The sequence below is a fragment of the Nocardioides mangrovicus genome (assembly GCF_003674065.1).
GTDB classification, from domain to species: domain Bacteria; phylum Actinomycetota; class Actinomycetes; order Propionibacteriales; family Nocardioidaceae; genus Marmoricola; species Marmoricola mangrovicus.
The window spans coordinates 123,030-141,309 of the sequence record NZ_RDBE01000001.1 but is presented as its reverse complement, the minus strand read 5'-3'; the positions used below and the strand labels follow the sequence as shown (position 1 = coordinate 141,309).

19 protein-coding genes are annotated in these 18,280 nt (G+C 71.4%); 10 read left to right on the top strand and 9 right to left on the bottom strand.

What is annotated here, in order from left to right:
- The first annotated feature begins 58 nt into the window (after positions 1–58).
- Positions 59–637 carry a TetR/AcrR family transcriptional regulator gene (locus D9V37_RS00665; RefSeq protein ID WP_121804217.1) on the top strand — a complete coding sequence of 193 codons (579 nt, stop codon included), beginning with the start codon at positions 59–61 and terminating at the stop codon, positions 635–637.
- A 13-nt stretch (positions 638–650) separates the two neighbouring features.
- Here D9V37_RS00665 and D9V37_RS00660 read toward each other — a convergent pair whose 3' ends face one another.
- Positions 651–1,493 carry a LysR family transcriptional regulator gene (locus tag D9V37_RS00660; protein ID WP_121804216.1) on the bottom strand — a complete coding sequence of 281 codons (843 nt, stop codon included), beginning with the start codon at positions 1,491–1,493 and terminating at the stop codon, positions 651–653.
- A gap of 102 nt (positions 1,494–1,595) precedes the next feature.
- On the opposite strand from D9V37_RS00660, the gene D9V37_RS00655 reads away from it, so the two are divergent.
- The 6 genes from D9V37_RS00655 to rarD all read left to right on the top strand — a co-directional run bounded on the left by D9V37_RS00655 (position 1,596) and on the right by rarD (position 6,917).
- The gene (locus D9V37_RS00655; protein WP_121804215.1) at positions 1,596–2,333 is read left to right on the top strand and encodes an SDR family oxidoreductase; all 738 of its coding nucleotides are present in this window, start codon (positions 1,596–1,598) and stop codon (positions 2,331–2,333) included.
- Positions 2,334–2,417: 84 nt separating this feature from the next.
- A complete protein-coding gene (locus D9V37_RS00650) occupies positions 2,418–3,236 on the top strand; it encodes an SDR family oxidoreductase (RefSeq protein ID WP_232524665.1) in 819 nt (272 codons plus the stop codon).
- Entirely contained in the window at positions 3,233–3,970 is a 738-nt protein-coding gene (locus D9V37_RS00645; RefSeq protein ID WP_121804214.1) for an SDR family NAD(P)-dependent oxidoreductase, read from the top strand. The genes D9V37_RS00650 and D9V37_RS00645 overlap by 4 nt, the downstream gene beginning before the upstream one ends.
- Before the next feature lie 286 nt (positions 3,971–4,256).
- Entirely contained in the window at positions 4,257–4,832 is a 576-nt protein-coding gene (locus D9V37_RS00640; protein WP_121804213.1) for a hypothetical protein, read from the top strand.
- Positions 4,829–5,800 carry an XRE family transcriptional regulator gene (locus tag D9V37_RS00635; RefSeq protein WP_121804212.1) on the top strand — a complete coding sequence of 324 codons (972 nt, stop codon included), beginning with the start codon at positions 4,829–4,831 and terminating at the stop codon, positions 5,798–5,800. The genes D9V37_RS00640 and D9V37_RS00635 overlap by 4 nt, the downstream gene beginning before the upstream one ends.
- A gap of 157 nt (positions 5,801–5,957) precedes the next feature.
- Positions 5,958–6,917, top strand: coding sequence for an EamA family transporter RarD (rarD, locus tag D9V37_RS00630; RefSeq protein WP_232524664.1), 960 nt, complete (start codon positions 5,958–5,960; stop codon positions 6,915–6,917).
- 6 nt (positions 6,918–6,923) lie between these two features.
- Here rarD and D9V37_RS00625 read toward each other — a convergent pair whose 3' ends face one another.
- The gene (locus D9V37_RS00625; protein ID WP_121804211.1) at positions 6,924–7,679 is read right to left on the bottom strand and encodes a TetR/AcrR family transcriptional regulator; all 756 of its coding nucleotides are present in this window, start codon (positions 7,677–7,679) and stop codon (positions 6,924–6,926) included.
- An 84-nt stretch (positions 7,680–7,763) separates the two neighbouring features.
- On the opposite strand from D9V37_RS00625, the gene D9V37_RS00620 reads away from it, so the two are divergent.
- Positions 7,764–8,630 carry an NmrA family NAD(P)-binding protein gene (locus tag D9V37_RS00620; RefSeq protein ID WP_121804210.1) on the top strand — a complete coding sequence of 289 codons (867 nt, stop codon included), beginning with the start codon at positions 7,764–7,766 and terminating at the stop codon, positions 8,628–8,630.
- Here D9V37_RS00620 and D9V37_RS00615 read toward each other — a convergent pair.
- Entirely contained in the window at positions 8,616–9,074 is a 459-nt protein-coding gene (locus D9V37_RS00615; protein ID WP_121804209.1) for an Rrf2 family transcriptional regulator, read from the bottom strand. The genes D9V37_RS00620 and D9V37_RS00615 overlap by 15 nt on opposite strands.
- Before the next feature lie 79 nt (positions 9,075–9,153).
- On the opposite strand from D9V37_RS00615, the gene D9V37_RS00610 reads away from it, so the two are divergent.
- Positions 9,154–9,981: an NAD(P)H-binding protein gene (locus D9V37_RS00610; RefSeq protein ID WP_121804208.1), complete on the top strand. Its 828-nt coding sequence runs from the start codon at positions 9,154–9,156 to the stop codon at positions 9,979–9,981.
- Positions 9,978–10,616 carry a DsbA family oxidoreductase gene (locus tag D9V37_RS00605; protein ID WP_198412304.1) on the top strand — a complete coding sequence of 213 codons (639 nt, stop codon included), beginning with the start codon at positions 9,978–9,980 and terminating at the stop codon, positions 10,614–10,616. The genes D9V37_RS00610 and D9V37_RS00605 overlap by 4 nt, the downstream gene beginning before the upstream one ends.
- Here the strand turns inward: D9V37_RS00605 and D9V37_RS00600 are convergent.
- From D9V37_RS00600 to nuoL, 6 genes are all read right to left on the bottom strand, one after another.
- The gene (locus D9V37_RS00600) at positions 10,594–11,775 is read right to left on the bottom strand and encodes an RNA polymerase sigma factor (protein ID WP_198412303.1); all 1,182 of its coding nucleotides are present in this window, start codon (positions 11,773–11,775) and stop codon (positions 10,594–10,596) included. The genes D9V37_RS00605 and D9V37_RS00600 overlap by 23 nt on opposite strands.
- Before the next feature lie 56 nt (positions 11,776–11,831).
- Positions 11,832–12,164 (bottom strand): YciI family protein, encoded by a 333-nt coding sequence (locus D9V37_RS00595; RefSeq protein ID WP_121804207.1) that lies wholly within the window; start codon positions 12,162–12,164, stop codon positions 11,832–11,834.
- Between the two features lie 87 nt (positions 12,165–12,251).
- Positions 12,252–13,256 (bottom strand): polyprenyl synthetase family protein, encoded by a 1,005-nt coding sequence (locus tag D9V37_RS00590; protein ID WP_456299561.1) that lies wholly within the window; start codon positions 13,254–13,256, stop codon positions 12,252–12,254.
- Positions 13,253–14,839: an NADH-quinone oxidoreductase subunit NuoN gene (nuoN, locus tag D9V37_RS00585; protein WP_121804206.1), complete on the bottom strand. Its 1,587-nt coding sequence runs from the start codon at positions 14,837–14,839 to the stop codon at positions 13,253–13,255. The genes D9V37_RS00590 and nuoN overlap by 4 nt, the downstream gene beginning before the upstream one ends.
- Positions 14,836–16,347: an NADH-quinone oxidoreductase subunit M gene (locus tag D9V37_RS00580; RefSeq protein ID WP_121804205.1), complete on the bottom strand. Its 1,512-nt coding sequence runs from the start codon at positions 16,345–16,347 to the stop codon at positions 14,836–14,838. Before D9V37_RS00580 ends, nuoN begins: the two co-directional genes overlap by 4 nt.
- The gene (nuoL, locus tag D9V37_RS00575) at positions 16,347–18,266 is read right to left on the bottom strand and encodes an NADH-quinone oxidoreductase subunit L (RefSeq protein ID WP_232524731.1); all 1,920 of its coding nucleotides are present in this window, start codon (positions 18,264–18,266) and stop codon (positions 16,347–16,349) included. Before nuoL ends, D9V37_RS00580 begins: the two co-directional genes overlap by 1 nt.
- Positions 18,267–18,280 lie beyond the last annotated feature (14 nt).

Sequence of the window (18,280 nt, the reverse complement as noted above, 5' to 3'; positions counted from 1 at the left end):
CTTGTCCCATCACCATAGCAGGCGATGGGACAAGTATCCCATCGCCTAGGATGGGGCCATGGCTCGCTGGGCACCCGACGCGCGCTTCCGGCTCGTCGTGGCCGCCGTCGACCTCTTCACTGAGCAGGGCTACGACGACACGACGGTGGCCCAGATCGCCGAGCGGGCGGGCGTCACCAAGAGCACCTTCTTCCGGCACTTCCCCGACAAGCGCGAGCTGCTGGTCGCGGGCCAGGAGACGCTGAGCCGGCTGCTGGCCGAGGGCATCGCGGACGCACCCGAGGGCTCGACCCCGCTGGCGGCGGTCGCCGCCGGGCTCGAACGCGCCTCGGCGGAGATGGGACCGCAGAACCGCGAGCTGGGCCCGCGGCTCAAGGCCGCCGTGGCAGCGAGCGGCGAGCTCCAGGAGCGCGACGCCCTCAAGAGCGTCGGCCTGGCCGCCGCGATGACCGAGGCCCTGATCGCCCGCGGCGTCCCCGAGGCGACGGCGGAGCTCGCCGCCGAGCTGGGCGTGCTGGCCTTCAAGCGCGGCTACGCCGCCTGGTCGGAGTCGGATCAGGCGGCCGAGGAGCCGTTGGCGACCTACACCACCTCGGCGCTGGCCGACCTGCGCGCGGCGAGCACGGCCCTGGGCTGAGCTTGCCTGCGCCTCAGAGTCGCTCGGCGGTGCGCACCAGCCCGGCGACTCCGCCCGACGTGCTGTGCGGCGGCCAGGCCAGCACCGTGGTCACCTGGGGCGCGTCGAGCAGGCGGACGACGGCGAGGCCGTCGCGCAGGTTGGCCTGCACCGACTCCGGCAGCACCACGGCCGTGCGCCCCAGCCGCACCAGCTGGAGCACCTGGGTCAGGTCGTGCAGCTCCGGCCCGGGTCCCTCGGGGTACGTGCCGTCCAGGTGCGGCCAGCGAGGCAACGGGAGGTCCGGGATCGACGTCGCCTCCTCGACGCTCATCGCCACGCGGGTGCTCAGCGGGTGCCCGGCGGGCACGATGAGCACCTGCGACTCCGTGGTCAGTGGGGTGATGTCGAAGCCGCTGAGGTCGTCGAAGGGACGGTGCAGCACGGCGACGTCGGCCCGGCCGTCGCGCAGCATGGGCGCCTGGTGGCCCGGCGGGCTGAGCACCACCTCCACCTCGGCGGCGTCGGGCTCGGTGGCGTAGGCGTCGAGCAGCTTGACCATCAGCTCGCTCGAGGCCCCGGCCTTGGCGGTGAGCACCACTGAATCGTGCGGCGTCCCGGCCCGGCGCCGGGTGCGCCGCTCGGCCGCCGCCACCGCGGCGAGGGCGGCGCGCCCCTCGCTGAGCAGCGTCCGCCCGGCGACGGTGAGGGTGACCCCACGCGGCGTGCGGACCAGCAGCTCGACACCGAGCCGGCGCTCCAGCTGCGCGATCGCGCGCGACAGCGGCGGCTGCGACATGCCCAGCCGGTCGGCGGCGCGGCCGAAGTGGGCCTCCTCGGCCACCGCCACGAAGTAGCGCAGCTCGCGGGTCTCCACGCCTTCACGCTACGCCCGCCGGCCAGCACCGATACCCCTGCGGTATCGGGCCTGACCCGATCGATCTTTGATCCGCGACGACCCTCGGCACACGATCGAGGCATGACACAGAACAGCACCGAGAACACGAGGATCGCGCTGGTCACCGGCGCCAACAAGGGCATCGGCTACGAGATCGCCGCCGGGCTCGCGCGCCGCGGGTTCCGCGTGGGCGTCGGCGCCCGCGACACCGGTCGACGCGAGGCGGCCGTGGAGAAGCTGCGCGCCGAGGGCCTCGACGTGTTCGGCGTCCCGCTCGACGTGACCGACGACGAGAGCGTCGCGGCGGCCGCCGCCCAGCTCGAGGGCGAGGGCGGCCTCGACGTCCTCGTCAACAACGCAGCCATCACCGGAGGCAGCCCGCAGGAGCCGACGAAGGTCAGCGCGTCGCAGGTGCTCGAGGTGGTCGACACCAACGTCGTCGGCGTCATCCGGACGACCAACGCGATGCTGCCGCTGCTGCGCCAAGCCGCCTCGCCGCGCATCGTCAACGTCTCCAGCACCGTCGGCTCGCTCACCCTGCAGACCGCGCAGGCCGACGCGGTCGGCCCCATCTCGGCGGCCTACTCCCCCAGCAAGACCTACCTCAACGCCGTGACCGTGCAGTACGCCAAGGAGCTGGCCGGGACGGGCGTGTTGATCAACGCCGGCTGCCCCGGTTACGTGGCCACCGACCTCAACGCTCACCAGGGCCACCGCACGCCCGAGCAGGGCGCGGCGATCTTCCTCGAGCTGGCGACGCTGCCCGACGACGGGCCGTCCGGCACCTTCCGCGACGAGACCGGCATCCAGCCCTGGTAGGTGCTCTTCACGGAATGGCAGCGACCTCGAGCCGGTTGGCCCGAGGTACGTAGAACGCTGTCGCGCGATGAGGAGTGAGTGATCGTGAGCAAGGTCTGGTTCATCACGGGTGCGTCCAAGGGCTTCGGCCGCGAGTGGGCCGAGGCCGCGCTCGAGCGCGGCGACCGGGTGGCGGCAACGGCCCGCAAGCCCGAGACGCTCGACGCGCTGGTCGAGCAGTACGGCGACCTCGTGCTGCCACTCCAGCTCGACGTCACCGACCGCGACGCCGACCGGGCGGCCGTGGCTCGGGCGGCCGAGCACTTCGGCCGGCTGGACGTGGTGGTCAACAACGCCGGCTACGGGCACTTCGGCATGGTCGAGGAGCTCAGCGAGGAGGAGCTGCGCAGCCAGCTGGAGACCAACCTCTTCGGCGCGGTCTGGGTGACCCAGGCGGCGATCCCGGTGATGCGCGAGCAGGGCTCGGGCCACATCATCCAGGTCTCGAGCATCGGCGGGATCAGCGCGTTCCCGACCGTCGGCGCCTACCACGCCTCGAAGTGGGCGCTGGAGGGCATCTCCCAGTCGCTCGCGCAGGAGGTGGCGGGCTTCGGCATCCACGTGACGCTGATCGAGCCCGGCGGCTTCTCCACCGACTGGTCCGGCCCCTCGGCCTCGCACAGCGAGGAGATCTCGGCCTACGCCGACGTCCGCGAGGCCGCCCAGAACCGCCCCTCCAAGGCGAGCCCGGGCGACCCCACCGCCACCCGTGCGCCGATCCTCAAGGTCGTCGACGCCGACGAGCCGCCGCTGCGCGTGTTCTTCGGCCAGGCCCCGCTCGACATCGCGACCAAGGACTACGAGTCGCGCCTGGCCACCTGGAACGAGTGGCAGCCGGTGGCCCTGGAGGCGCAGGGGTCGTGACCGACCCGGCGCCGGCCTCGCTCGAGGGCCAGGTGGCGCTGGTGACCGGCGGCAGCCGCGGCATCGGCCTGGCCACCGCCCGCGGCCTGGGCCGGCTGGGCGCCACCGTGGTGCTGGTCGGCCGCACCGACGACTCCGCCGGTGCGGCCGCCGCCGACCTGGTGGCCGAGGGCGTCGACGCGGTCGGCTTCGGGTGCGACGTCGCCGACGCCGACGCCCTCGCCGCGCTGCCGGACCGGCTGGGACCACTGGCCGCCGTCGACGTGCTGGTCTGCGCGGCCGCTGTCATGAGCGAGCGCACGGCCAAGACGCTGCGCACGAGCGAGGACGAGTGGCGCCGGGTCATGTCCGTCGACCTCGACGGCGTCTGGCGCACGATGGCGCGCTTCGTGCCGGGCATGATCGAGCGCCGCCACGGCCGCGTCATCGCGGTGAGCGCCTGCCTGGGCCGCATGAGCGGCCCCGGCAACGCCGGCGGCCTGGCGCCCTACCGAGTGGCCAAGGCCGGGGTCAACGCCCTCGTCCGCAACCTCGCCCACGAGCAGAACCTGGGCCGCCGCGGCGTGCTGGTCGACGCCACCTGCCCGGGCCACTGCCGCACCGACATGGGCGGACCGGACGCCCCCCGCTCGGCCGAGCAGGGAGCCGAGACCGCGGTCTGGCTGGCCAGCCGCCCGGCCGAGGACGCTCAGACCGGGGTGTTGTGGGAGGACCGGCGGGTGGTGCCTTGGTGAGCGACGCCGTCGTGTTGCTCAGATATGTGAAAGCCGTTCAAGCCGCCGTTGATCAGCTGACGAATAGCCCCCGGTTCAAGTTCGACCGAGGCATTGGCGGCGGAGTCACGCGCTTATCGGACCTTGAGACACGATCAGGGGCCGTGTCTCGCGGCCGGCAGTGACCCCTCATCGTCAGGGCGCCGTTTCTTGGCTGGGTCATCAAGCATCCGTCCGCTCGACCGGAGCGACGCGCCGCCTACATTCGTTGTGTAGATTCCACAACGATTGTAGTAACCTGCCGGCCATGGAGAAGGACCATCTGGACCCGATTGCCGCGCACCTCATCGGCAGCTACCTCGACACCGGTGCCTACAGTCGCCAGTTCAAGGACGACAACCACGACGTACCCCCGTCCAACATGGCCCGCGTCCACCACCACCGTTCTCTGATGCAGGCTCGCATCATCCACGACGATGCGTACGACCTGTCCCCTTCCTACGTCGACTTCGGTCGTGTCGAGTTTGTTGAGCGGCAGACCGAAGAGCGAATTCTCCTGCGCAGCGCTACTGCCGTCGCCATCCAGAAGCGTTGGGACGATAGAGGCCAAGGAGCCCTGTTCGGCGTCGGCTCGCTTCTGAAGCCCGTCGACATCCGTGTTCTGGTCTACGAGTTCGACGCGGCTGGTCTAACACTGTCCATCGCTGCCGGTGCCAAGCGTGCGGCCAGTACCCGTGTGTACGTGAAGGGCGAGCCCATCTTCGCCGGCTTTTGGCCATACTTCGACGACGGCGGCAGCGACGATGTGCCGTTTGATCAGGGCAGCCGCGACCCGTTCGGCGACGTCGGAACCCTCGAAGAGGACGAAGAGGCCGGGCAGTGAATCGCCTGCTGGCTTACAGGGACATTGAGGGCATAGCCCAGGACAAGCTTGGTGATCGCCTCGGCCTGTCGGCGCAGATGATCTCCGCGATCGAAAAGGGGACGCGCAGCTTCACTGGTGATCTGGCGCCGATCGGCTATTCGAACGACCGGTTCGAGATTCCTGACATGTCTGAGCCTCTGCACCGTCAGCGCGCTTCAACCAAGGTCGCAACCAGGAAACGTGCAAAGGAACTTCTGCGGCTCGCCGGCGAGGTATTCGGTGAGCTCCAGGAGACAACCGCAGGCGCCCCAAAACTCGCTCTTAGCCCCGGGGACTCACCGACCAGCATGGACGAGCTCGATGACCTCGCGACCGATCTCCGGTACTCACTGCGCCACGAGGAGCACGGTCCCATCCGCAACCTCACCTCGCTGGTTGAACGCGCCGGCGTCTGTCTGGTGCCGATCGTCGGGCTCGGCGTCGATGGCATCTCGGCCTGGGTGGGAAAGGTCCCGGTCATTGGTCTCGCGCCAAACGTCGCCGGTGATCGGCTTCGCCTAACGCTCGGCCACGAGCTTGCGCACCTACTCCTGCACCGACGATCGACCTCGACTACCGAGGCCGAGGCGAACCGGTTCGCCTCGAACCTCCTTTTCCCCCAGGCCGAGTTCGACGACATGGTGCCTGCCAACCCCCAACTCAGGGACTTCGTGAACCTCAAGTCCTCCTGGGGCGTCTCAGCAGCTGCGCTGATCTATCGAGCCCACGACCTCGAGTACATCGACGACAAGCGCTACCGCGCGCTTCAGATTCAGATGTCGAAGTGGCGGCGTACCGAGCCGGCGTACTTCGCGCCAGTGCATGGCGAGTTGATGACCCGGCTCGTCACCGAGAACGGCGGTACCGAGGCCGCGGCTCGCGAACTTGGCATCAATGCCGATCACCTCGGAGAGCTGACCAGCTGGAGCCACTTGCGCGTTGCTTAATGCCGTGCCCGGCCGTCTAAAGATGCAGCATTGGCTCCGAAGGCAGTGCAGGCCGAATAGAGCATGGCTGCGTCAATGTGGGCGAAGTGACGCGCCCGGGGCAGACAGGGCATCACCCCTCGACAGATGAGCTGCTCCCCAGGTTTAGCCTCACCAGGTGAGCGAGACGGCCCGCCAGACGCCGATGACAGCACCGTCGTCGCCGGGGCGGGACCAGCAGAGCCAGGGCTTCCTCCTGGGCGTCGCGGCATATGCGATGTGGGGGCTGTTCCCGCTGTACTGGCCGCTGCTGGAGCCGTCGTCGCCGGTGGAGGTGCTGGCGCACCGGGTGGTGTGGTCGCTGGTCGTCATGGGGGCGCTGGTCGTGCTCACCCGCCGGACGGCGCAGCTGCGGTCGATCGTCCGCGACCGGCGCAGGCGGAGGCTGCTCGCGGCGGCGGCCGTGGTCGTCACCGTCAACTGGGGCGGGTTCATCTACGGCGTGGCGCACGGGCTCGTGGTGGAGACCTCGCTGGGATACTTCATCAACCCGCTGGTCACCGTGCTGATGGGCGTCGTGCTGCTCAAGGAGACGCTGCGGCCGTGGCAGTGGGCGGCCATCGGGATCGCGGTGGTGGCGGTGGTCGGGCTGGCCGTGGAGTACGGGCGGCCGCCGTGGATCTCGCTGCTGCTGGCGTTCAGCTTCGGCACCTACGGACTGCTCAAGAAGCGCGCCGGCGCGGACGCCATCGAGAGCCTCACCTTCGAGACCATGGTGATCGCGCCGGTGGCGCTCGCCTACCTGGTCTGGCTCGGGCTGGCCGGCCGCGGGCACTTCCTCGGGCACGGGCCCGGGCACGTCGTGCTGCTGGCCACCACCGGGCTGGTCACCGCGATCCCCCTCCTGTGCTTCGGCGCGGCCGCGATCCGGGTGCCGATGACGACGCTCGGGCTGCTGCAGTACATCGCGCCCATCCTGCAGTTCGTCATCGGCGTCGCCGTGGTGCACGAGGAGATGACGTCGATGCGCTGGGTGGGCTTCGTGCTGGTCTGGGTGGCGCTGGTGGTCTTCACCGCCGACGCGCTGCGGCACCGTCGCCGGCCGCTGCGCGAGAGCGCCGAGGCCGCCGCCGTCTGACGCCGGTCAGTCCGACGTGACCCGGGCCCCCGCGCCGAGGTCCGCCACCACGCGGTCCAGCCAGTCCGAGAGCAGCCGGCGCTCGCTCCCGCTCAGCACATGCAGCTCGGGCGCGATCGCGCGGAAGGCGACGGTCGCCGCCATCGGTCCCGCCTCGGCGCGCTCGGGTACGCCGTCCGGCGTCCCGTCCAGCACCTGGGCGAGGACGGCCTCGTACATCGCGTCGGCCAGGCCGCGGTCGCGCTCCGGCTCGGGGGTCGACAGCAGCACCGAGATGGCACCCACCCCCGCGGCCGCGATGAGGTCGACCGCTCGCTCCTCGCTGACGCGTAGCCGACCGGCCACCGCCACCCGGCGCACCCGCGCGGCCAGCACCTGCCGGCCCGACACCGCCGCCGGCGAGTGCCGCACCCGGTCGGGGTCGCTGAGCATCCGGAAGATCGCCGGGTTGGCCAGCCCGAACTCGATCTGGGTGTCCCAGCCGGCGCGCAGGTCGTCCAGGGGGTCGACGCCGTCCGCCGACGCGGCGTCGACCGTCGCCGCCTTGTCGCTCACGTAACCGGCCATGACGTGCTCGGCCACCGCGTCGAGGAGGCCTTCCTTGTCGCCGAAGAGCCGGTAGAGGGTGGGCGCCTGTACGCCGGCGGCGTCAGCCACGCCACGGGTGGTGACCGCCGCCGGACCTTGCTCGCGCAGCACCTGTGCCGCCGCCTCGACGATGCGCTGCCGGGTGCCGGCCCGCCGATCGACCGTCTCGCTCACGTAGCAACGGTAACGAATCACTGCTATCGCCTGTGTTATCGGTGATAGCGTGATGAGTATTCCACCGATACCCAGGAGGCTCGCATGATCGTCGTGACCGGAGCGACCGGCGCCCTCAACGGCGCCACCGTCGACCACCTGCTCGAGCTCGTCCCGGCCACCGAGGTCGCGGTGGCCGTGCGCGACGTCGCCAAGGCGGCGCGGTTCGCCGAGCGCGGCGTGGAGGTGCGTTCCGGCGGCGACTACGCCGACGCCGACTCGCTCCCGACGGCCTTCGCCGGCGCCGACCAGCTGCTGCTCGTCTCCTCCAACGACCCGGGTGCCGATGCGGTGGCCCTGCACCGGCAGGCCATCGACGCTGCGGTCAGCGCGGGCGTCGGGCGGATCCTCTACACCAGCCACCAGGGCGCGGCGGCTACCTCGCCGTTCGTCCCTGCGCGCATCCACCTCGCCACCGAGGAGCTCCTGGCCGGCTCCGGCGTCGCGTGGACGTCGCTGCGCAACGGCTTCTACGCCCACAGCCTGGCCTGGCTCATGGGGCCCTGGCAGGAGACTGGCGTGGTGGCCGTGCCCGCCGACGGCCCGGTGTCCTGGACCGCGCGGGAGGACGCGGCGCGGGCGGCGGCGATCGTGCTGGCCTCCGACGGCGGCTACGACGGACCGACGACCATCACCGCGAACGCCGCCCCGACCTTCGCCGACCTCGCCGCCACCGCCTCGGAGCTGACGGGACGCGAGGTGACCTCGGTCGTGCTGGAGGAGGACGAGTGGCTGGCCCGGCAGGTCGCGGCGGGCCAGGACGAGCAGATGGCACGGTTCGTCCTCGGGATGTACCAGGCCGCGGAGCAGGGCTTCTTCGCCGGCGTCGACCCGCTGCTGGGCACCTTGCTGGAACGCGAGCCGCTCACGGCGCGCGATCAGCTCGCGGCCGCGGCGTCAGCGAGCCGCTAGCTGCGAGGTCCAGGTGGCCGGGTCGAGCTCGAGGTCGCCGAGCATGCCGGCCACCGACGAGGTCCGCAGCCGGGCGCGGACGGCCTCGGCCACCTCGCGGTCCAGGTCGACCAGCGCCGCCTGGACGCCGACGCCGACCGGACACTCCGGGCTCGGTCCGTGCAGGCCGAGCACGGGGTCGTCGCCCTGCAGCACGTCCCACACCTCGGCCAGCGAGATGCTCGCCGGGTCGCGCGTGAGCTGCCAGCCGCCGCGGGCGCCCGCGCGCGAGACGACGATGCCGGCCTCGCGCAGCGGACCCATCACGGTGCGGATGTGCACCGGGTTCACGTTGGCGCTGCCGGCGATCTCATCGGAGCTGATCGCGCGCTGCGCCCCGAGACCCGCCAGGTAGGTCAGCGCGTGCACCGCCACCGCGAAGCGGGTGTTCGTGGGCGCGGCCATGACCCCATCTTGTCATATCGTCATCGACCTGACTACAGTTAATCGTCGTCACCAAGACTACGGATCAAGGGAGCCTGCCATGTCCATCGCCGTCACCGGAGCCTCCGGCCAGCTCGGCCGCCTCGTCGCCGACCGCCTGCTCGAGACCGTCGAGCCCGGCGAGGTCGTGCTGCTCAGCCGCGACCCCTCGAAGCTCGCGGAGTACGCCGAGCGAGGCGCCGTCACCCGCCGCGCCGACTTCGACGACCCGGCCTCGCTGCCCGGGGCGTTCGCCGGGGTGGAGAAGCTGCTGCTGATCTCCACCGACGCCGTCGGCCAGCGCGTCGCCGGTCACCAGGCCGCCATCGACGCCGCCGTCGCGGCCGGCGTCCGGCACATCGCCTACACCTCGATCCCCGAGCCGGTCGAGGCCAACCCGGCCGCCGTGGTGCCCGACCACCACGCCACAGAGGAGGCCCTCCGCGCCTCCGGGCTGGCGTGGACGATGCTGCGCAACAACATCTACGCCGACATGCAGGTGGCCACCGTCGAGCAGGCCGAGGCCGCCGGCCGGCTGGTCACGAACCTCGGAGACGGCGCCACCGCCTACGTCACCCGCGCCGACTGCGCCGCCGTGGCCGCCGCCGTGCTGAGCACCGACGGCCACGAGAACCAGGCCTACGACGTCACCGGCCCCGAGGCCGTCGGCGCCGCCGAACTCGCCGCCCTGGCCGGCGGCGTGGAGATCGTCCAGGTCGACGACGCCGCCTACATCGAGGGCCTGGTTGGGGCCGGGCTGCCGCAGCCGGTGGCCGAGCTGCTGGCCAGCTTCCCGCAGTCCGCCCGCGAGGGCTACGCCGACCACGTGAGCGACGTCGTCGAGCGCCTCACCGGTCGCGCGCCTACGCCGCTGAAGGCCCTGCTGTGACCGTGGCAGACGCGGCGCTGGTCGTCGACGTCTGGGCCGACGTCATCTGCCCCTGGTGCTACCTCGGAGAGCACCGGCTGCAGCAGGCGATCGAGAGCGCGGGCGAGCCGGTGGAGGTGCGCGTGCACGCCTTCCAGCTCGACCCGAGCAGCCCGACCGAGGTGGGCACCGCGGTGGAGTACCTCGGCAGCCATCACGGTCTGCCGCACGAGCAGGCCGTGGCGATGGAGGGGCAGATGGCCGAGCGCGCCGCCGCCGACGGTCTCCCCTACGCCGCCGACCACGCGGTGGCCAACACCGCCGGCATGCATCGCGTCGTGCAGCTGGGCCAGGAGCACGGCGTCGGCTGGGACTACCTGCGGGCCATCCAGGCCGAGCTGTTCGCCGGCAACCTCGAGGTGTTCCGCGCCGACGAGCTGGTGCGCATCGGGGTCGGCCTCGGGCTGGCCGAGGCGGAGATCCGCGAGGTGCTCGACGGCGACCGCTACGCCGAGGTGATCGAGGCCGACCAGCGCACCGCCGCCCGGCTCGGCATCACCGGGGTGCCGTTCGTCGTGCTCGACGAGCGGCTCGGGGTGCCGGGCGCGGTCAGCGTGGAGCAGTACGCCGAGGTCATCCGCCAGGCGCGGGCCTGACCTCGGCCAGCCGAGCGGCGAGGAACGCGCGCTCCACCTCGTTCCCGGTGAGGTGGAGCGCCTCCTCGTAGGCCAGGGCGGCCTCGGCGCCGCGGTCCAACCGCCGCAGGAGGTCCGCCCGCGACGCCGCGAGGTAGCCGTAGCCCGCCAGCTGCGGCTCGCCGGCCAGGGCGTCGAGCGCCGCCAGACCCGCGTCCGGGCCGTCGGCGAACCCCACCGCCACCGCCCGGTTGAGCGCGACCACCGGCGAGGGCCAGATCGTGCCGAGCACGTCGTACAGGCCGACGATCTCGCGCCAGTCGGTGTGCTCCCAGCTCGGCGCCTCGGCGTGCACGGCGGCGATGGCCGCCTGCAGCGCGTACCGGCCCGGACCACCCAGCCGCAGCGCGTCGCGCACCAGCGCGACGCCGTCGGCGATCTCCTCACCGTCCCAGCGGTCGCGGTCCTGGTCGGCGAGCAGCACCAACCGGCCCTCGGCGTCGACGCGGGTGTCGCGACGGGCGTCGGTGAGCAGCATCAGCGCCAGCAGTCCGGCGACGTCGCCGGAGCCGGGGCACAGCGTCCGCAGCATCCGGCCCAGCTGCAGCGCGCGCTCCACCAGGTCCGCTCGCACCAGGTCGGCGCCGGTGCTCGCGGTGTGCCCGGTGGTGAAGAGCAGGTGCACCACCTCCAGCACGCCGGCCAGCCGCTCGGGCAGCTCCGCGGCGTCGGGCTCGCGGTAGGGGATGCCGGCGCCGGCGATCTTCTTCTTGGCCCGGGTGAGGCGTGCCGCCATGGTCGGCTCGGGCACCAGGAACGCCCGCGCCACCTCCGCGGTGGTGAGCCCGCACAGCAGCCTCAACGTGAGCGCCACCTGGGCCGGCTGCGCCAGCGCCGGGTGGCAGCAGGTGCAGATCAGCCGGAGCCGGTCGTCGGGGATACCGCCGCGCTCGTAGGCGGGATCGACGTCGTCGACGACGAGCTCGGGCAGCAGCCGCCGCAACCGGTCCTGGCGGCGCAGCAGGTCGATCGCGCGGTTCCGCGCGGCGGTGGTGAGCCAGGCGGCGGGGTTGCGCGGCACACCGTCGGCCCACACCGTCAGCGCGCGGGCGTAGGCGTCCTGCACGCACTCCTCGGCCAGGTCGAGGTCGCGCGTGACGCGCACCGTCGCGGCGAGCACGAGGCCCCACTCACGACGGTGCGCGTCGGCGACGGCCGCGGCCGCCTCGGCGTCGCTCAGTCGAACACCATGACCGGACGCAGCTCGACCCCGCCGAAGCGCGCCGGGCACTCCTTCGCGATCGCCAGCGCCGCGTCGAGGTCGGGCGCCTCGATCAGGTAGTAGCCGCCGAGCGCCTCCTTGGTTTCCGCGAACGGCCCGTCGGTGACGGCACCGGCGACGACGGTGGTGGCGGTCTGCGTCGGCTGCAGCGCGTTGCCGCCGACGAGCGCGTCCTGGTGCTTCTCCATGAACTCGGTGTGCGCCTGGCTCACCTGCCCGAACGTCTCCGGCGTGGCGGCGGCGTAGTCGGCCTCGGTCTCGTAGATCAGGATCAGGTACTGCGACATCGCTGGCTCCTCTCGACGACCCGTCGGTCGGGCCTCACCAGTCCCGACGAACGGCACACGGCGAGATCGACAGGGGACGAGAGGAATCTAGGCCGATCTGACGGCGATGAGCTCGGCGAAGTCGGCCAGGGCCTGGCGCACCGGCCCCTCGGGCAGCACCTTGAGCAGCTCGACGGCCTCGGTGGCCAGCCCGATGACGTGGTCACGCGCCTGCTGCATCGCCGGGTGAGCGCGCAGCAGGCCCAGCGCCTCCTCGACGTCGGCCTCGGCCACCGGCCCGGCCAGCAGCTCGACCAGCCGTGCGTCGTCGCCGGCGCGCTGGGCCAGCAGCGTCGGCAGCGTGGGCACGCCCTCGCGCAGGTCGGTGCCCGGCGTCTTGCCGGAGTCCTCGGACTCCGAGGCGATGTCGAGGATGTCGTCGGAGAGCTGGAACGCGACGCCCACCTTGGCGGCGTACGCGGTCAGCGCCTCCTCCACGTCCGTCGGCGCATCGCCGAACCGCGCGCCGTAGCGGGCGCTGGTGGCGATGAGCGAGCCGGTCTTGCCGTCGACCACGCGCAGGTAGTGCTCGAGCGGGTCGTCGCCGCGCTGCGGTCCGAGCGTCTCGAGGATCTGACCCTCCACCAGCCGGGTGAAGGTCTCGGCCTGGATGCGCACGGCGTCGGCGCCCAGCCGGGCGGTGAGCTCGGAGGAGCGGGAGAAGAGGAAGTCGCCGGTGAGGATCGCGACGTGGTTGTCCCAGCGGGCGTTGGCCGACTCGGCCCCGCGGCGCAGCGCCGCCTCGTCCATGACGTCGTCGTGGTAGAGCGAGGCCAGGTGGGTCAGCTCCACGACGCAACCGGCGGTGAGGACGTCCTCGGAGTAGGCACCGACGTTCGCACCGACCTGCTCGCGCCCGGCCTCGGCGGCCAGCAGCACCAGCAGCGGACGCACCCGCTTGCCGCCGGCGCGCAGCAGGTGGCGCGCGGCGTCGGTGACGAACGGCGCCTCGCTCGCGGCGTAGGAGTCGAGCAGCTCCTCGACCTGCGCCATCCCCGCCTGCAGCCGGGCCGCCAGCTCCTCGTCGACGACGGGGAGTGCCAGTGCGTTCACCTGATGAACTGTGCCACGTCACCCAGCCGGTCGAGGACCGGACCGGGCACCACGCCCAGCACCAGGGTGACGGCCGTGCCCACCGCGATGACCAGCATCGTCAGCACCGACGGCACCGCGACGCTGGGCCCCTCGCCCACCGGCTCGGAGAAGAACATCACCACGATGACGCGCACGTAGAAGAACGCCGTCACCGCCGAGAGCAGCACCGCCACTAGCACCACCGGCCACGCCCCGGCGCTGACGGCGGCCGCGAAGACCGCCCACTTGCCGGTGAAGCCGCTGGTCAGCGGGATGCCGGCCATGGCCAGCAGCAGGAACGCGAACACCCCGGCCAGCAGCGGCGACTCCTTGCCCAGGCCCGCCCAGCGGGCCATCCCGGTGGCCTCGCCGCCGGCGTCGCGCACGACGGTGACGATGGCGAAGGCGGCCATCGTCATGAAGCCGTAGGTGAGGAGGTAGAACAAGATGGCCTGGACGGCGCTGATGTCGCCGGCCTTGACGACGCCGAGCGAGCGGGCGCCGAGGAAGCCGGTGAGCATGAAGCCGGCGTGGGCGATCGAGGAGTAGGCCAGCAGCCGCTTCATGTCGGTCTGGGCCAGTGCCAGCACCGAGCCGACCACCATCGTGAGGATGGCGATCGCCCAGAACAGCGGCTCCCAGTCCCAGCGCGCGCCGCCGAAAGCGACGTAGAACAGGCGCAGCAGCGCACCGAACGCCGCCACCTTCGTGCCGGCGGCCATGAACCCGGTGACCGCGGTGGGCGCACCCTGGTAGACGTCGGGGGTCCAGGCGTGGAAGGGCGCGGCGCTGACCTTGAACAGCAGCCCCACCGCCATCAGGCCCATGCCGCCCAGCAGCAGCACGTGACCATCGGTGCGGCCGGCGACGGCGTTGGCGATCTGCGCGAAGCCCATGGAGCCGGCGTAGCCGTAGACCAGCGCGATGCCGTAGACGAAGAACGCGGAGCTGAAGGCGCCCAGCAGGAAGTACTTCATCGCCGCCTCCTGGCTCAGCAGCCGACGCCGACGCGCCAGGCCGCAGAGCAGGTACAGCGGCAGCGAGAGCACCTCGAGCGCGACGAACAGCGTGAGCAGGTCGTTCGCGGCCGGGAAGAGCATCATCCCCGAGACCGCGAAGAGCAGCAGCGGGAAGACCTCGGTGTGCTCGAGGCCGCGGGTGGAGGCCTGTCGCTCGGCCTCGGTGCCCGGCAGCGCCGCGGCTTGGCCGGCGAAGGAGAGCACGCCGGACTCCAGCTTGCGCTCGGCGAACATCAGCACGCCCAGGAACGACAGGGCCAGCACGAGGCCCCAGATGAACAAGGTCGGGCCGTCGACGGCGATCGCGCCCTCGGCCACCACCTTGCCGGGCTTGTCGTGGAACAGCCCGAGGTTGCGGGTGACCACCGCGGTGTCGACGCCGGCCGCGAGCACGACGACGCCGGCCAGCGCGGACTGCACGACGTAGCGGCGCTCGCGGGGCACGAAGGCCTCCACCAGTACGCCGACCACGGCCCCGCCGAGCACGATCAGCAGCGGCAGCAGGGTGGCGTACTCCAGGTGCGGAGCGTTGAAGGTCGTCACTTGCCGCTCCCTTCGGCCACGGCCGGCGTCGGGTCGGAGACCCCGACGTGGGCGAGGGTGTCCTTCACGGTCGGGTTGAGCACCGAGAGCACCGGCTTGGGGTAGAAGCCGAGCACCACGATGAGCAGCAGCAGCGGCGCCACGGCGACGACCTCGCGCACGCCGAGGTCGCTGATGCCAGCCGTCACCGGCCGCTCGGGTCCGGTGAAGACGCGCTGGTACATGATCAGGATGTACATCGCGGCGAGCACGATGCCGAGCACGGCGAACGCGGCGGTCCACGGCGAGTGGACGAACGCGCCCACCAGTACCAGCAGCTCGGAGACGAACGGCGCGAGGCCGGGCAGCGAGAGCGACGACAGGCCGGCCACGAGCAGGAAGCCGGCCAGCACCGGCGCGACCTTCTCCACCCCGCCCAACGTGCGGATGCTCGCCGAGCCGTGCCGCTTGATGAGGAAGCCGGAGACCAGGAACAGCGCCGCGGTCGAGAGGCCGTGGTTGAACATGTAGAGGTTCGCGCCGTTCTGGCCCTGGCTGTTCATCACGAAGATGCCCAGCACGATGAAGCCGAAGTGCGAGACGCTGGTGAACCCGATGAGCCGGGAGATGTTGTCCTGGCCGATGGCGAGCACCGCGCCGTAGAGGATGCTGATGATGGCCAGCACGATCACCACGGGCGTGGCCCAGCGCGAGGCCTCGGGGAAGATGCCCAGGCAGAACCGCACCATCCCGAAGGTGCCGATCTTGTCCAAGATGCTGACCAGCAGCACCGAGGTGCCCGGCGTGGCCTGCTCGGTGGTGTCGGGCAGCCAGGTGTGCACCGGGAACATCGGCGCCTTGATGGCGAAGGCGATGAAGAAGCCGACGAACAGCAGCCGGCCGGTGGCGGTGCCCATGTCGAGCTTGGCCAGGTCGGCCACCAGGTAGGACGGCGTGCCGGCCTTGGCCGACTCGACGTAGAGGCCCACCACGGCCGCCAGCATCACCAGACCGCCGGCGAGCGAGAAGACCAGGAACTTCACCGCTGCGCGGGCGCGGTTCGGGCCGCCCCAGCCGCCGATGAGGAAGTACGTCGGGATCAGCGTCGCCTCGAAGAAGACGTAGAAGAGGAACACGTCGGTGGCGGCGAAGACACCGATCGCCAGCGCCTCGAGCGCCAGCATGAAGCCGAAGAAGGCGGCGGTGGACCAGCGGCCCTCGTCGCCGTCGTTCCACGAGGCCAGCACCACCACGGGCGTGAGGATCGCGGTGAGCACCACCAGGGTGAGGCCCAGACCGTCGACGCCGAGCGCGTAGTGGGCGCCGAACGCGCGGATCCACATCGTGTCCTCGACGAACTGCGTGCCGCCGTCGGTCTGGTACTGCACCGCGAGCACGATCGCGAGCACCAGCGTGACCAGCGAGACGCCGAGGGCGAGCTGCTTGGTGAGCGTGGGGTTCTTCTTGGTCGGCGCGAAGGCGACGACGAGCCCTCCGATGAAGGGCACCAGGATCATTGCAGTGAGCATCAGATGTTCACCACCAGGAGGGCCGCGACGACCAGGGCCGCGCCGCCGAGCAGGGACAGGGCGTAGGAGCGGACGTAGCCGTTCTGCAGCAGGCGAAGGCCGCCGGACAGACCGTTGAACGAACGGCCCAGTCCCTCGGCGGCACCGTCGACGACCGAGTGGTCGAAGGTGACCATGTGGCCGGCCCCCCGCTCCCCCGGCCGCACCAGCACCGCGTCGTAGAAGGCGTCGCCGTAGAGCTCGGCGCGGGCCGCGCGGGTGACCGGCGAGACCCGCTGCGGCGCGACGTCGGGCACCTCGTTGCGGCCGACGAAGAACCAGGCGGTGGCGATGCCGACGGCGACGACCACCAGCACGATCAGCGAGAGCACGATGCCCGGGATGGCCAGGTGGCCCTCGGGGTGCTCGCCCACGACGGGCGAGAGCCAGTCGACGATCCAGTCGCCGAGCAGCAGCAGCCCGCCGAGCACCGACAGCGCGGCCAGCACGACCAGCGGGCCGGTCATGACGGCGGGTGACTCGTGCGGGTGCACGTTCTCGCGCCACCGCTTGTCGGTGAACCAGGTCATCAGCATCAGCCGGGTCATGTAGAAGCCGGTGATGCCGGCGCCGATGAGCGCGCAGAGCCCGACGATCGTGTTGTTCTCGAAGGCGGTCTCGATGATCTTGTCCTTCGACCAGAAGCCGGAGAAGCCCGGGAACCCGATGATCGCCAGGTAGCCCATCGCGAAGGTCAGGAAGGTCACCGGCATGGCCTTGCGCAGCGCGCCGTAGTGCCGCATGTCGACGTCGTCCTCCATGCCGTGCATGACCGAGCCGGCGCCGAGGAACATGTTGGCCTTGAAGAAGCCGTGCGTGAGCAGGTGGAAGATCGCGAACGCGTAGCCGGCCACGCCCAGCCCGGAGGCCAGGATCATGTAGCCGATCTGGCTCATGGTGGAGCCGGCGAGGGTCTTCTTGATGTCGTCCTTCGCGCACCCGATGATGGCGCCGAGCAGCAGGGTGATGCAGCCGATGACCGCGACTCCCGTACGCGCGTGCGGGGCGAGCTCGAAGATGAAGTTCGACCGGGTGATGAGGTAGACGCCCGCGGTCACCATCGTCGCGGCGTGGATGAGGGCCGAGACCGGGGTCGGGCCCTCCATGGCGTCGAGCAGCCAGGTGTGAAGCGGGAACTGCGCGGACTTGCCGCAGGCGGCCAGCAACAGCAGGAAGCCGATCGCGGTCAGCGTCGCGCCCGAGGCCTGCGGCGCGAGCTTGGAGACGCCGGCGAACGAGGTGGTGCCGAACGTCGCGAACAGCAGCCCGACGCCCAGCGCCATGCCGATGTCGCCGACGCGGTTCACCACGAAGGCCTTCTTGGCCGCGAAGGCCGCGGAGTCCTTGTACTGCCAGAAGCCGATCAGCAGGTAGGAGGCCAGACCGACGCCCTCCCAGCCGAGGAACACCACGACGTAGTCGCCGCCGAGCACCAGCGTCAGCATCGCGGCGACGAACAGGTTGAGGTAGCCGAAGAACCGGCGACGGCGCGGGTCGTGCTCCATGTAGCCGACCGAGTAGACGTGGATCAGCCCGCCGACGCCGGTGATGAGCATGAGGAACAGCGCCGAGAGCGGGTCGTAGAGCAGGTCGAGGCCGACCTTGTAGTCACCGGCCGAGAACCAGGTCCACAGGTGCTGGCCGATCGAGCGGTCGCTCTCGTCGCGGCCCAGGAGCGAGAAGAAGAGCACCAGGCTGATCACGAACGAGACCGCGACGGTGCCGACGCCGAGCCAGTGGCCCCAGCGGTCGGTGCGCTTGCCGCCGAGCAGCAGCACCAGCGCGCCGGCGGCAGGCAGCGCGATCACCAGCCAGAGCAGGGAGAACACCCCGCTCGCGGATGTCGGGTCGACGACCGGTCCGGCCGCCAGGGCGTGCAGTGTCACAGATCCCT